The organism is Roseivirga seohaensis subsp. aquiponti (assembly GCF_001267955.1).
GTDB lineage: Bacteria > Bacteroidota > Bacteroidia > Cytophagales > Cyclobacteriaceae > Roseivirga > Roseivirga seohaensis.
In genome coordinates, this window is sequence record NZ_JSVA01000009.1 from 146,905 (window position 1) to 159,945 (window position 13,041).

Consider the following 13,041-nt stretch of genomic DNA (forward strand, 5'->3'; position numbering starts at 1 on the left):
TAAATTCAAAGATGTCAGAATTTTGGATAAATATTCTTGTAACCCTCGTTGTTGGCACGTTGCTTTTCTATTGGCAAGAGCGCGTTAAAAAAAAGCTAGAAAGAGAAGGTAAAGAGCTTCAAGCAGATTTAGATAAGGTTGTTAACGAAAGCAACGTTCGGTTTTCACAAGCTTATTCCATAAGAACCGTTGCAATGCGAGAATTGTATAAAAAGCTTGTTCAAACAGAAAGCGCATTAAAAAAATTTATCACTCCTGGCTCTTCGTTTGGCAAAAATGAAAAAGACGAATTAAGAGAAAATACAAAAGCATCTATTACTCTATTTGAAGAATTTTATTTTCAGAATGCTATCTTATTTAATGTAGAAACATGTACTTCAATTGAAAAAATTATTGAACTTCTCAATGAAATATATTTTGGATATGGCATAATGAAGGACATAGCTACAACTGTCCAAAACGAAAAAAAAGTGGAGTTACAAGATGATTTTAGAAAGAAATGCGACCTAACCTTTCAAAAATTAATACCTAATCTTAAAAACAATCTTAAAAAAACTTTCAGAGCAGAGTTCGGTATCACATGATTTATTTCCTTAACTGTAACTTTTAAGTTACATTTGTGCGTTATGAAGATTAGAGAAGTAATAGCCTATAAGCATTATTTTGAAGATTTCTTGAAAGACCAACCAATCAAGGTTCAAAACAAGATCTTCAAAATAGTTGAAGCTATTGAGACTCTAGAAAGAATTCCAAGTCAATACTTAAAGCATCTTGAAAATACGGATGGATTATATGAGGCTAGGATAAAACTAGGCTCTAACATTTGGAGAGTCTTCTGCTTTTTTGACAAAGGGAAATTGGTGATCCTATTAAATGGTTTTCAAAAGAAAACTCAGAAGACACCAAAAAACGAGATTGAAAAAGCTTTAAAACTGAAAGCAAACTATTATTTAGACAAAGGGAAAGATGGAAACTAAATCATGGAAAGCCATAAAGGATGAAGTTTATGGTAAAAAAGGGTCAGTCAGAAGAGATGAGCTAGAACGTGATTTCGAGGGGTTTAAAATTGGTTTGTTACTACGGAAAGCTCGTGAAGACAAGCATCTGACCCAAGAGCAGCTGGGAGACCTAATAGACAAGAAAAGAACTTATATTTCCAGAGTTGAAAATGACGGAAGCAACCTTACACTTAAAACCCTTTATGAAATTGTTGAAAAGGGCTTAGGCGGTAAGGTCAAAATCAGCATTGAAATGTAAAAAAGCTTACATTGATTGATGAGCGTTATTTAGTCCAAGAGTCGGGTTTTACCTAACCTCTATCGTCTTCGCTACTTCAGCAGCACGTGCTCTTAGTTCGTCTGTAGATTCTTTCCTTCCATAAGCCAAGGCTACTCCCATTCTGCGGAACGGACGGGTAACGGGTTTACCGAAAATTCTAAAGTCAGTATCAGGAAAATTTGCAGCTTCTTCTAAACCAGAATATACAGGTTCGGTACCAGCAGACTCGGTCAAAATTACCGCACTGGCTCCGTTGCGCTCTAATTTTATTTCGGGAATAGGCAAGCCCAAAACAGCCCTGGCATGCAACTCAAACTGATTAAAGTTTTGAGTTCCCGCTAAGGTTACCATGCCGGTATCGTGCGGTCTTGGAGAAAGCTCAGAGAAATAAACATCATCTTTGGTAAGAAAGAATTCTACACCCCAAATTCCCGCTCCGCCTAAAGCAGTAGTCACTTTTTGAGCAATTTTTTGTGCGCGCTGAAGCTGCCCAGAAGATATGGCGGCTGGTTGCCAACTTTCCATATAATCGCCCCTTTCTTGGCGGTGGCCAATGGGTGCGCAAAAAAGTGTTTCACCATTTTTTTGTGTTACGGTCAGTATGGTTATTTCCGATTCAAACTCAATAAATTCCTCCACAATCACCTTGCGAGTAGCCTCGCCACGGGCTTTGCCTGCGGCAGACCAAGCCATTTCTATATCCGTAATGTCTTTGATTACCGATTGCCCTTTTCCAGAAGAAGACATCAACGGTTTTACCACGCAAGGGAAACCTATTTTGTTCACAGAGATAATCAGTTCGTCTAGGCTGGAAGCGTATAAAAATTTTGGGGTGCGTACTCTCAATTCTGTAGCTGCCAAATCCCGAATGGATTTTCGGTTCATGGTAAAGTTGGCTGCTTTGGCACTCGGCACCACCTGCATACCTTGTTTTTCGTAATCGTATAGCCTTTCGGTACGAATGGCTTCAATTTCTGGAACAATCAAATCGGGTTTATGCTTTGCAACAATGCGGTCGAGTTCTTCCCCATCTAGCATATTAATCACCTCGCACTGATGTGCCACTTGCATGGCCGGAGCTTGATCGTAACTATCGACAGCGATAACATGTTGGCCTAGCCTTTGGCAGGCGATAACAAACTCTTTACCCAGCTCTCCGGAGCCTAAAAGAAGAATCCTTTTTTGCATAGTTTTGGTTGGATTGACCTACAAATATAAAATATATCCTATGAAATTAGTCGTTGTTTATAATTTGTTAACACTGCCTTATGCCAAAGGAATATGCAGGGAGCAGTTAAGTTTTAGACAGGGAGAATTGCGTATACAATCAGCGCATAAACGGCATACAGCAATCCAAGAGCTTGGCTGATGTTTTTTTCGCGCTTTGGAATTCCCATTTTCTTCACAATACTCACATTCATGCCAATGGCAAAAAGGATGAGCCCCAAAGAAATGCCCATGGTTAAAGAATGATCTTCCGAAGTGATTTTATCCGTTCTTATTCCAACTTCCAAAACAATGGAGGCAAGAAAAAAGGCCAATGAAGTACGTTGAATATGGTGGTGTTTCATGGAATCCAAAAGTCAAAAATGATGTCGTTCATGCACTTGAAATGTCCTTTCGGGCATTTATCGAAACCGATTTTAGAACAAGGCCTACAATCCAATTTCTTATTTTCTAAAATGGTGAATTTTGTTTGGTAAGGATACATTCCAAACTCAGGAATGGTATTTCCCCAAATTGAAAAGATGTTCTTTTTAAAAGCTGCAGCAATGTGCATTAAGCCTGTATCGTGGGTAAACACATGGCTGGCACCTTTTAATATTGAAGCCGATTGATTGAGGTTGAATTTTCCGCAAGCATTGTAAATAATGGCCTTCTTACCCAATTCCTCTAAAGGCGAAATCATATCCGCCTTGTCGTGTTTTCGGTTGAAGAAGTCTTCGAGCCTTTCTCCATTTTCTACGTCTTCTTTTCCACCTAAAACCACAATCGGTTTGTTTATTTTATCGCAAAGCTCAATCATCCGATCGATGGGTAGTTTTTTGGTGTTGAGCTGACCGCCAATGGCAAAAGCAATATATCCGTTGCGGTGGGTTTCTGGCAGCCAATCCTTTTCTATTTCATCCTTTTCAGGAATAAAATAATCAAGCCCAAGCATGTCTTTCTTCACCCCCAAAGGCTTTACCGTTTCAAAGTAACGGTCTACAATATGTACGTTCGGTAGTTTGTTTATTTTGAAATTGACGATCAGCCACTTTTCCCAATTCAGCTTATCGAATGCGTTACTCGGTTTGCCCAAACGGGTTTTTATAATGCGGGTGCGAAGATTATTGTGGAGGTCTACAATGTGGTCGAAATTCTCTTTCTTCAATTCAGCAATCAAAGGGTTTAAGTCCTTTTCTAGCAAATGCACTTTATCAATGTAAGGGTTGGCTTCTAAAATTGAAGCGAAACCCGCTTTTGTGCAGAAGTGAATTTCAGCATCATCCAGCTGCGTTTTCAGTGCGCGCACAATAGGAGTAGTGAGCACGATATCGCCAATGGATGAAAACCGAAGTACAAGGATTTTTTGCTTAGCCATTCACTGCGATTTTTTGTTTGCGCTCCGCAAAGTATTTCCCTATTTCTTCAGCGCTTAAAGCATTAAATGTCATGTTGGCTGTAAGCCCACCCTTGCGGCCAGCTAGCAAACCATAGTACATATGTTGATAGCCATCCATTTCGTGCGCATCGGGGTTAATTGCCAGTTTTACGCCTTGTTCTAAAGCGTAATGTACCCAGCGCCAGTCCAAATCCAGTCGCCAAGGATTGGCGTTGATTTCAATCACCACATTGTGTTTTGCACAATGATCAATTACCATTTTATGGTCAATCGGGTAGCCTTCTCTTCTGAGCAATAAGCGCCCTGTTGGGTGACCTAAAATGGTAGTGTATGGATTTTCAATGGCTGTTAAAAGTCGTTGTGTGGCCTTTTCAATATTCATGTTCAAAATTGAATGCACGGAAGCCACAATGAAATCAAAGCTTGCTAAAACGTCATCATTATAATCAAGCTGGCCATCATAAAGAATATCAGACTCAATGCCTTTGAAAATCTTAAATGGGGCTAGTTTTTCGTTCAGTCTGTCAATTTCTTCGTGCTGCTTAATTACACGGTCTTCCTTAAGCCCATTGGCATAAAAAGCAGATTTACTGTGGTCGCAAATACCGAGGTATTCGTAGCCCAAATCTTTGCAATGTTGCGCCATTTGTTCAAGGCTATGCTTTCCATCGCTGTAAGTAGAATGGTTGTGCAGAATGCCTTTGAGGTCTTTCATTTCTACCAGCTCTGGCAAGTTTCCGTTTTTAGCCGCCTCAATTTCGAAAGTACCCTCGCGCATTTCAGGAACAATTTCTCCCAAACCAGCCGCGGCATAAATTTCTTTTTCCGAAGTGAAGTTCTGCTGTCTTACAATTTCCTTTAAAGTCAGTTTGTCTTTTACTTCTAAGCTGAGGTGCAGATTGCTGCCCGTTCTTAAAAACTGCTCTTTTACAAAATCTTCCTTTTCGCAGAAAGAAAGCTGAATCGGAATTCTCAGTGCTTTATAATTTCCTCGCCAGGTAATTGGCCCCGATTCTTCAATCACTTGCTCAAAGTTTTCTGCATCATCCAAGGCATCTTCAATGGTTTCAATGTCATCGGTGCCCACAATCAGGTCGATGACTTCGATGATCTCCATTTTTCTTCGCAGCGCGCCAGTAACTTCAATTTTAATATCTGGGGCAATTTCTAGAATTTCGGTAATTACAATTTCCGCCAGTTTTTCGGCTTCGGCATAATGGAGTTTATTGGCGTTAGCCTCTTTAAATTCTAAGGCATTTATAATGGTCTGTTGCGTTTTTTCGCCAAAACCTTTCAGCTTGGCCACCAAACCAGAGTTGGCGGCTTCTTTCAGTTCATGACCACTTTCAATGCCCAATTCTTTCCAAAGTACTTTTATTTTTTTAGGGCCAATGCCCTTCATATCGAGCAATTCGACAATGCCTTCTGGCGTGTTTTTTAGGTATTCTTCTAGAGCCGAAGAAACGCCCCTTTGGTTGATTTCATTAATGTTGGCGGCAATGCTTTTTCCTATACCGTCAATTTTTTCGAGTTCGGCCAAGGATAAATTGCCCAACTCAATGTCGGTTTTATCCAGATTGAACACCGCATTCTGGTAGCCTCTGATCTTGAAACTGTTTTCATCGTGCAGCTCCATAAGGGCAGCCTGAAGCTTTAATTGTTTAAGGATCGTCCTGTTGTCCAAAGCGGCAATTTTTAGTTCGAAATAAATGGAAGAAAATGTTCTCCTTTTTTAATCATTGAACATTTCCTAAATTCCATCGAAAGCTAATTCAAAAATAAGTCTTTATGAACTATTGGTTGATCAAATCGGAACCTGAAGCCTACTCGTGGGACGATCTGGTGGCAAAAGGCACCGATCATTGGGATGGTGTAAGAAATTATGCCGCCCGAAATAACATGAAAACAATGAAAGTAGGCGATTTGGCTTTTTTCTATCACAGTGTAAAGGAAAAAGCGATTGTTGGAATTGCAGAATGTGTAAAAGAGCATTACCCCGACCCAACCACAGATGACGACCGCTGGGTAGTGGTGGATTTTTCGCCCAAACAAAAGCTAAAGAAACCAGTAACTTTAGAAGATATAAAGGCAGATGATCGACTTCAAGGAATGGATTTGCTTCGCCTGTCTCGCCTTTCAGTTCAATCCGTTAAAAAAGAAGAATTTGACATCATTTTAGAAAAATCTCAATCCTAATGCGCCAATTCCTCCTCATATCGAGCCTATTTCTACTTTCTCAATTTGCCCAAGCTCAAATCGAAAATCATAAAAGGTTTGAGTTGGAATATGAATGGCGGGATGAGGACTACCTCCTAATCTCTAATGAACAACTGGGCCTAACTTTAGTGCAGGCTGATTACAAAGGATTAAAAGAATACACACTATCAATCAAGCAGTTAGATACTGATTTTAATCAGAAATGGGAAAAAGTAGCAATGATAAAAAGGGGCTTTGAACTCTTAGGCTACCATTATGTTCAAGGCAAAACCTACTTAATGCTTCAGGAGTTTCCAAGCAGGTTTAAAATCAAGATACTGAGTATTGATAACCGAACCGGAGAAATTCAAGAGTATAACCCTAAAGAAATTCTAGAATTAGACATTCAAGAATTTGAGGTGATCCAAAACACAGCCGTTATAGGTGGTTACTTTGAATCCAGGCCAGTAGTTTTTGCTTTTGACTTGAAAAATGATAAAATCAAAACCTTAACCAATGTTTATCAGAACGAATCCAAACTTCTTGAAATAAGGGTAAACAGCGATAGCCTAACTTTTAACGTATTAGCTACAGAATATAATAGAAACCGAGACCAGACAATCAAAGTAAATACTTATGATTATTTGGGAAATGCAGTTCGGGACTATGAGCTACAAACGCAGAAAGACTACCACCTTACATCAGCAATTTCTTCATCTATAAACGATATTTCACAAGTTGTTGTAGGAGTTTATTCCTATAAAGCCACCAATAGCCCCGCAGGTATGTTTATCAACCATGTAGATAGAACAGGACTGCAAACCATGAAGTATTATGGTTTTGGTGAGCTAGAAGACTTCTTCTCTTATTTAGGAGAAAAAAAAGCCACTCGGTATAAAGAAAAAGCTGAAGCCGTAAGAAAAAAAGGTAAGGAGGTTAGGTATAGGGTACAGCCCCTATTTGCTGAAATGATTGAAGATGATGATCAACTTATTGTCTTTGGCGAATTTCTTCGAAGCTACAATCATGACACAGACCACTATGTATGGGCAGGAACCAATTATCCAACCGGCTTTAGAAGCCAAGGTGCAAACACCGATAACAACTCCCAAGAAAGAGCCTCATTTCAATTCACTCATGCTTACACCCTTGTGTTAGATAAAAAGGGAAATATTCAATGGGATGACTGGCTTGAAGTGCCCGAAGATGGAAAGGGAATTCCTGAGCCTTTCGGAGGATTTATTTGGGACAAAAACCAAGGAACCTATGTCTATTATTTCGAAAAAGAAGTTCACGCTAAAGCAATGGACGGTGAAGAAGACAATGATGTGATTGTGGACAATGTTCAGTTGAGCGACCCAGAAGACAAACTAAGGTATGAGAATGAAAACAGTTCAGGAACATTACGATGGTACGATAAGTACTTTATCGTTTATGGCGTACAAAGTATTCGCTCTGGAGAAAATAATGGCGACTTGAGAAAGGTTTTCTTCATCAATAAAATTTCTTTAAACCCAAACCAAAAAGGAAATGGCATCGATTAATTGACATGAATCGTTCCAGTAGCCAATCCTTTTAGTATCTTTGACACTTGAAATGCAACGCAGACTCCTTTTAGGACATCCACAACTGGCCATCACTATCGGCCGACTCTGTCAGGAACTGATAGAAAACCACCAGAATTTTGATAATACCGTAATCTTAGGCCTTCAGCCTAGAGGCATTTTCTTTGCCGAGCGTATTAAGGAAAGGCTTCTAGAAATTACAGGCACAGAAATCGAGCTCGGTTACTTAGATTCTACCTTTTACCGCGATGACTTCAGAAGAAGAAATTCTCCAAAGCGAGCTAACGAAACCAAAATTGACTTTTTGATTGAAGGCAAAAAGGTAATTCTGATTGACGATGTGTTTTACACAGGCCGTTCTATCAGAGCTGCTATGGATGCTATGATTGCTTATGGCCGCCCAGCCAAAGTAGAGTTACTTGTTTTGGTAGAAAGAAAATACTCAAGGCATGTACCTATTAAGCCCGATTATGTAGGCAGACAGGTAAATACGCTTGATTCGCACAAGGTTTTGGTGGAATGGAAAGGTCAGGGCGTTGATGACGACAACATTTGGTTAATGACTAACGAAGAAGAATAATGCAGGAACAGTTAAGTGTCAAACATCTTTTGGGAATCAAGGATTTAACGCCTGGAGATATTGAACTTATTTTTGAAACTGCCGATGAGTTTAAAGACGTCATCAACAGACCCATCAAAAAAGTGCCTTCATTGCGCGATGTAACTGTCGCCAATGTATTCTTCGAAAACTCAACCCGCACAAAGCTGTCATTTGAACTGGCAGAAAAAAGGCTTTCTGCCGATATAGTAAACTTTTCTTCGAGCAATAGCTCAGTAAAAAAAGGAGAAACCCTGCTTGATACGGTAAACAATATTTTGTCTATGAAAGTAGACATGATTGTAATGCGACATGCCAGTCCTGGCGCACCGCATTTTCTTTCAAAACACATTAAAGCCAACATTGTAAACGCTGGCGATGGCACCCACGAACACCCAACACAGGCTTTACTCGACACCTTTTCAATTAGGCAGAGACTTGGCGGTGTGGCAGGAAAAAAAGTAGCCATCATTGGAGATATTCTGCATTCAAGAGTTGCCCTTTCAAACATCTTTGCACTACAGAAATTAGGGGCCGAAGTGATGGTCTGTGGGCCAATAACTTTACTGCCAAAACACATTGCCTCGCTTGGGGTGAAGGTAGAACTGAACGTAAGAAAAGCACTAGAATGGTGCGATGTAGCCAACGTATTAAGAATTCAGCTGGAGCGCCAACAGATCAAGTATTTTCCTTCGCTTCGCGAATATTCACTTTACTACGGCATCAATAAAAAACTGTTAGATTCACTCAACAAAGAGATTGTAATCATGCACCCTGGGCCAATTAATCGAGGGGTAGAACTGAACAGTGATGTGGCAGATTCTGATCATGCCATCATCTTAGATCAGGTTGAAAACGGTGTGGCTGTACGTATGGCCGTGTTGTACTTACTCGCTTCGCTCTCAAAAAATTAAAATCATGAAGAAGTTTTTCAAAATCATGATCATTGGCCTTTTGCTAGTGATTGCAGCTTTCTATTTCTTGGTATTGCCATACACGGTAAAACTGATTACAGATTATGACCGCTACACTTTTGATTATGTGTTGAGCGACACCGCCATGATTACCAAGTTTGGTATTGGTGAAAATCGTGACCCTGCGGATTACGGCTACCCTAATTTTGAAGAAGTTGATTTTCAAACTTTGACCGATGGCATCAACCTCAACGGTTGGTATGTTCCTGCTTCAAAAGAAGGAATTACAAAAACTTTGATGATCAATCATGGCCGTACTTCCAATCGACTAAAAACCATGAAGTACTTGGCTTTAGTGAAAGAAACTGGGCTTGATTCATTATACAACGTTTTCATTCCTGATTTACGAAACTCCGGAAAGTCGGATGATGCGGAAACAGCCTTGGGTTATGAGTTTGCCGAAGACATTACGGGCGCCATGAAAATGCTGAAAGACAATTACGGCCAAAACGAATTTGTGCTTTGGGGTTTTTCAATGGGCGCAATGGCCAGTGCCATTACCGTAAACCGACCAGATTTAGTTGAATTCGCCCAAAATGAAGGCTTAAAAGTAGACAAGCTAATCCTCGATAGCCCTTTGAGTAATATTTATGCTACCACAAAGGTAGAAAGCGAAAACATGGGAATTCCAGGCTTCATATTCGACATGTCCTTCAATAAGTTCGATCACGTAATTGACGACTGGGGAGACAATATGAAATTCTCTTATCTTTTGAGTCATAACCCGTTACCAACCCTAGTCCTATATGGCAATGGCGATTCAACAACACCCGCTTCAATTTTGGAAGATGAAATCAAAGGACTCAGCAATGTACACACTGAACTCTTTGAAGGTGCAGACCACGTTCAGCTCTATACTCGCCCAGAATACAAAGACCGATACACTCAAGCAGTGAATGATTTCTTGAGAAAGTAATTTTTGAGAAAGTTGAGGTGAGTACCTGTCGCAGGTACTGAGGAATCTATGATTGTAATGGTTGGTTTTAAAGACTGAAGAAGTGAAAAGAAACTTTTAGTCATTTTTGTCTTTTAGCAAAAAATAAATTTACCATCCATAGTAAGCCTTAATTCCTTCTGACAATAAATTTCCGGCTGCACCTAAGCCGATCTCCCAAGAATTTTCCATTGCCTTTGTCATCATGCTGTTTACCCAAGTCTTTACTTTTTCCCCGAAAAGCATATTTGTTTTATCAGGATTGTCGTCATCTATTATCTCTTGAAGCTCCCTGATGTATGTTTCTGATAGTTGGTGCTTTTTAAGGAGTTCTTCAAGTACTTTAAAATTTCCCTTTGAGTATTTGATATTAATTTTTTGACTGTTCCCTTCACCAACAATTATAGTTGTATTGTCTCCAAAGACTGAGTTATTAAAAAGGTTATCAATTGTTTTCTTGATTTCTTCCTTAGAACCCTGAATATCATCTTCAAAAGTTATTTCGTCATTAAGGTCCAAAAGAAAATCAAGGAGTTTTGACTTGATTGAAATTAAGCTCTCATGCACTTGAGATTTATGAATTTCGGATTTTGCGTATTCAACAAAAAATCCATTCCCAGAGTTTTGATTAAAAAGTTTATAGAATGATGGATCAATGTGTTTCATCATTTGAGTATTCTCAGAGCTTACGAAGTCCTCCAAAGTTGCGATACTATGATCCAAGTGCATTTTGATAAAACTCTCTCGGGTCTTTTTTTCTAAGTGCATCATTGGGATTGGGTAGTTATCAAACCTTTGATAACCATTGGATATAACTCCTGTAACTACGGCAGATAGCTTTCTATAAACAGGTAGAGAATCGCTTTCATTATAACCATTTACTTCCTTATTTATCCAAGCTATTAATGTTTGATTTTTGAGTTTATGAGCTAGTACTTTCGTCCGAATTAAAATATCGGATAACTCTTTATTATCACTACTCAAGTCATCAATTAGCTCATCAATTATTTTCATATTCACGTATTTAGCTCTTGGCAAAGTGCATACTAATTGCAATATATAAACTTGTATCAGCAATATTAACAATTCCCTATGTGCCACAGCTTATCTTGCATTACACAATCGACCATAAACCTTTCTTAACAAAGGTTTAAAAACTGGGCTTAGGATTGAGCGATAGAAATCGTAATTTTGTTCAAACTTTTAAAAAATGAAGTATTACAACTCAATCATTGAAACCATTGGCGATACGCCTCTTGTAAAGTTAAACTCCGTAACCAAGGGTATTCCGGGCACTATCTTGGCCAAAGTGGAATATTTCAACCCGGGCAATTCTATGAAAGATAGAATGGCGGTGAAGATGATTGAAGATGCCGAAAAAGCTGGTTTAATTAAGCCAGGAGGAACAATTATAGAAGGTACTTCTGGTAACACAGGAATGGGTTTGGCCTTAGCTGCCATTGCCAAAGGTTACAAATGTATTTTCACTTTGGCCGATAAACAGTCGCAAGAGAAGATGGACATTTTGAAGGCAGTAGGTGCCGAAGTAGTTGTTTGCCCTACAAACGTTTCTCCAGATGACCCTCGCTCCTACTATTCAGTAGCAAAGAAATTGAATGCTGATATTCCAAACTCTTATTATCCAAACCAGTACGACAACATGTCGAATTCTGCGGCCCATTACGAAACTACTGGCCCAGAAATTTGGAGAGATACTGAAGGTCAAATTACTCACTATGCGGCTGGTGTTGGCACTGGAGGTTCAATGTGTGGCACTTCAAAATACTTGAAAGAACAAAATTCAAATATAGTAACAGTAGGAATTGACACTTACGGTTCGGTATTCAAAAAATATAAAGAGACAGGTATTTTCGATGAAAAAGAGATCTACTCTTACTTAACGGAAGGTATTGGTGAAGATATTCTACCGAAAAACGTAAACTTCGATCTGATCGATCACTTTGTGAAAGTAACAGATAAAGACGGTGCAATCATGACCCGTAGACTATCGCGCGAAGAAGGACTGTTTTGCGGTTGGTCTTGTGGTTCGGCTGTAGCTGGAGCATTGGAATGGGCCAAAGAAAACATGAAAGAGGATGATGTGATGGTAATTATTTTGCCAGACCATGGTACTCGCTACTTGGGCAAAGTATACAATGACGACTGGATGAAGGCCCGTGGTTTTATTGAAAACCGTGCTTTCGAAACTGCTGCCGATATAATGAGCCACCAAAATGGAAATGGTAAACTAACGACTATCACTCAAACGGCTACCGTTGCCGAGGCCATTAAATTGATGACCTCCAAAGGAATTTCTCAGTTGCCAGTGGTTAATGGCGATGAGTTTGTTGGAAGTTTGGTTGATTCTAAGCTTTTAGCTCACATGATTGATGACGCTGACGTAAAAGGCAAATCAGTTTCTGAAATAATGGACAAGCCTTTCCAGTTCGTTTCGCCTGATAATACTTTAGATGTGTTGTCTTCAGTAATTACCAAAGATAACCCAGCGGTAATGATTAGAGATAAAGCCAACAAAGTACACATCATCACAAGACACGATTTGCTACAAGCCATGGCTAGCAATTAAGTATCTGATAGAATTTAAAAATGAGAGACCGACTTAGAAATGTTCTGAGTCGGTCTTTTTGTTTCATCTTAGTATGATTAAAAAATAAATTTAATAAGCCACAATAAAAATAATACTAAAGGGTTTCTCTATTATATGGTATGGCAGATACTGTATGTTTTGGTTGAAGAAAGGGATTGTCCGAAAGGCGATCCCTTTTAATTTTTACTACCCCATTTTTATAATTTACCACCGCACAAACCCCTCTAATTGAATACTTAACAATAGCTTTATGAGTTCAAATTTGGTAGAATGTATTCTATCA

14 protein-coding genes are annotated in these 13,041 nt (G+C 39.2%); 9 read left to right on the plus strand and 5 right to left on the minus strand.

The genetic code is table 11. From position 1 onward, the window contains the following. Window positions 1–11 precede the first annotated feature (11 nt). Genes OB69_RS09325 through OB69_RS09335 form a run of 3 tightly spaced genes read left to right on the plus strand, consistent with a single transcriptional unit; the run spans window position 12 to window position 1,257 of the window. On the plus strand, window positions 12–584 hold the full coding sequence (locus tag OB69_RS09325; protein WP_053223450.1) for a hypothetical protein: 573 nt from the start codon (window positions 12–14) through the stop codon (window positions 582–584). Between the two features lie 42 nt (window positions 585–626). Then, window positions 627–977 (plus strand): type II toxin-antitoxin system RelE/ParE family toxin, encoded by a 351-nt coding sequence (locus OB69_RS09330; protein ID WP_053223451.1) that lies wholly within the window; start codon window positions 627–629, stop codon window positions 975–977. Continuing rightward, window positions 967–1,257 (plus strand): helix-turn-helix domain-containing protein, encoded by a 291-nt coding sequence (locus OB69_RS09335; protein ID WP_053223452.1) that lies wholly within the window; start codon window positions 967–969, stop codon window positions 1,255–1,257. Before OB69_RS09330 ends, OB69_RS09335 begins: the two co-directional genes overlap by 11 nt. A 48-nt stretch (window positions 1,258–1,305) precedes the next feature. Here OB69_RS09335 and purT read toward each other — a convergent pair whose 3' ends face one another. The 4 genes from purT to polX all read right to left on the minus strand — a co-directional run bounded on the left by purT (window position 1,306) and on the right by polX (window position 5,567). Beyond that, complete coding sequence (gene purT, locus OB69_RS09340; protein WP_053223453.1) at window positions 1,306–2,466, minus strand: formate-dependent phosphoribosylglycinamide formyltransferase; 1,161 nt, start codon at window positions 2,464–2,466, stop codon at window positions 1,306–1,308. Between the two features lie 113 nt (window positions 2,467–2,579). Next, window positions 2,580–2,849 carry a hypothetical protein gene (locus OB69_RS09345; RefSeq protein ID WP_053223454.1) on the minus strand — a complete coding sequence of 90 codons (270 nt, stop codon included), beginning with the start codon at window positions 2,847–2,849 and terminating at the stop codon, window positions 2,580–2,582. Further along, window positions 2,846–3,862, minus strand: a complete 1,017-nt coding sequence (locus OB69_RS09350; protein WP_053223455.1) for a glycosyltransferase family 9 protein — start codon at window positions 3,860–3,862, stop codon at window positions 2,846–2,848. Before OB69_RS09350 ends, OB69_RS09345 begins: the two co-directional genes overlap by 4 nt. Beyond that, window positions 3,855–5,567 carry a DNA polymerase/3'-5' exonuclease PolX gene (polX, locus tag OB69_RS09355; RefSeq protein WP_053223456.1) on the minus strand — a complete coding sequence of 571 codons (1,713 nt, stop codon included), beginning with the start codon at window positions 5,565–5,567 and terminating at the stop codon, window positions 3,855–3,857. The genes OB69_RS09350 and polX overlap by 8 nt, the downstream gene beginning before the upstream one ends. Before the next feature lie 104 nt (window positions 5,568–5,671). Between polX and OB69_RS09360 the strand changes: the two genes are divergently transcribed. The 5 genes from OB69_RS09360 to OB69_RS09380 are packed head-to-tail and all read left to right on the plus strand — an operon-like array spanning window position 5,672 to window position 10,132. Then, window positions 5,672–6,079, plus strand: coding sequence for an EVE domain-containing protein (locus OB69_RS09360; protein WP_053223457.1), 408 nt, complete (start codon window positions 5,672–5,674; stop codon window positions 6,077–6,079). Next, complete coding sequence (locus OB69_RS09365; RefSeq protein ID WP_053223458.1) at window positions 6,079–7,623, plus strand: hypothetical protein; 1,545 nt, start codon at window positions 6,079–6,081, stop codon at window positions 7,621–7,623. The genes OB69_RS09360 and OB69_RS09365 overlap by 1 nt, the downstream gene beginning before the upstream one ends. Before the next feature lie 52 nt (window positions 7,624–7,675). Beyond that, window positions 7,676–8,224, plus strand: coding sequence for a bifunctional pyr operon transcriptional regulator/uracil phosphoribosyltransferase PyrR (gene pyrR / locus OB69_RS09370; protein ID WP_053223459.1), 549 nt, complete (start codon window positions 7,676–7,678; stop codon window positions 8,222–8,224). After that, window positions 8,224–9,156 (plus strand): aspartate carbamoyltransferase catalytic subunit, encoded by a 933-nt coding sequence (locus tag OB69_RS09375; RefSeq protein ID WP_053223460.1) that lies wholly within the window; start codon window positions 8,224–8,226, stop codon window positions 9,154–9,156. The genes pyrR and OB69_RS09375 overlap by 1 nt, the downstream gene beginning before the upstream one ends. A gap of 4 nt (window positions 9,157–9,160) precedes the next feature. Next, window positions 9,161–10,132 carry an alpha/beta hydrolase gene (locus OB69_RS09380; RefSeq protein ID WP_053223461.1) on the plus strand — a complete coding sequence of 324 codons (972 nt, stop codon included), beginning with the start codon at window positions 9,161–9,163 and terminating at the stop codon, window positions 10,130–10,132. Between the two features lie 129 nt (window positions 10,133–10,261). Here the strand turns inward: OB69_RS09380 and OB69_RS09385 are convergent, their stop codons facing one another. After that, window positions 10,262–11,164, minus strand: coding sequence for an AbiTii domain-containing protein (locus OB69_RS09385; protein WP_053223462.1), 903 nt, complete (start codon window positions 11,162–11,164; stop codon window positions 10,262–10,264). Between the two features lie 196 nt (window positions 11,165–11,360). On the opposite strand from OB69_RS09385, the gene OB69_RS09390 reads away from it, so the two are divergent. Beyond that, window positions 11,361–12,737 (plus strand): pyridoxal-phosphate dependent enzyme, encoded by a 1,377-nt coding sequence (locus OB69_RS09390; protein ID WP_053223463.1) that lies wholly within the window; start codon window positions 11,361–11,363, stop codon window positions 12,735–12,737. The last annotated feature ends 304 nt before the right edge of the window (window positions 12,738–13,041 follow it).

What these genes read in the sequence shown, in the direction of transcription:
- OB69_RS09380 (WP_053223461.1), top strand. Translation starts at nt 9,161, where the DNA reads ATGAAGAAGTTTTTCAAAATCATGATCATTGGCCTTTTGCTAGTGATT.
- OB69_RS09350 (WP_053223455.1), bottom strand. Translation starts at nt 3,862, where the DNA reads ATGGCTAAGCAAAAAATCCTTGTACTTCGGTTTTCATCCATTGGCGAT.
- OB69_RS09365 (WP_053223458.1), top strand. Translation starts at nt 6,079, where the DNA reads ATGCGCCAATTCCTCCTCATATCGAGCCTATTTCTACTTTCTCAATTT.
- pyrR (WP_053223459.1), top strand. Translation starts at nt 7,676, where the DNA reads ATGCAACGCAGACTCCTTTTAGGACATCCACAACTGGCCATCACTATC.
- purT (WP_053223453.1), bottom strand. Translation starts at nt 2,466, where the DNA reads ATGCAAAAAAGGATTCTTCTTTTAGGCTCCGGAGAGCTGGGTAAAGAG.
- OB69_RS09325 (WP_053223450.1), top strand. Translation starts at nt 12, where the DNA reads ATGTCAGAATTTTGGATAAATATTCTTGTAACCCTCGTTGTTGGCACG.
- OB69_RS09390 (WP_053223463.1), top strand. Translation starts at nt 11,361, where the DNA reads ATGAAGTATTACAACTCAATCATTGAAACCATTGGCGATACGCCTCTT.
- OB69_RS09345 (WP_053223454.1), bottom strand. Translation starts at nt 2,849, where the DNA reads ATGAAACACCACCATATTCAACGTACTTCATTGGCCTTTTTTCTTGCC.
- OB69_RS09385 (WP_053223462.1), bottom strand. Translation starts at nt 11,164, where the DNA reads ATGAAAATAATTGATGAGCTAATTGATGACTTGAGTAGTGATAATAAA.
- OB69_RS09360 (WP_053223457.1), top strand. Translation starts at nt 5,672, where the DNA reads ATGAACTATTGGTTGATCAAATCGGAACCTGAAGCCTACTCGTGGGAC.
- OB69_RS09330 (WP_053223451.1), top strand. Translation starts at nt 627, where the DNA reads ATGAAGATTAGAGAAGTAATAGCCTATAAGCATTATTTTGAAGATTTC.
- OB69_RS09375 (WP_053223460.1), top strand. Translation starts at nt 8,224, where the DNA reads ATGCAGGAACAGTTAAGTGTCAAACATCTTTTGGGAATCAAGGATTTA.
- OB69_RS09335 (WP_053223452.1), top strand. Translation starts at nt 967, where the DNA reads ATGGAAACTAAATCATGGAAAGCCATAAAGGATGAAGTTTATGGTAAA.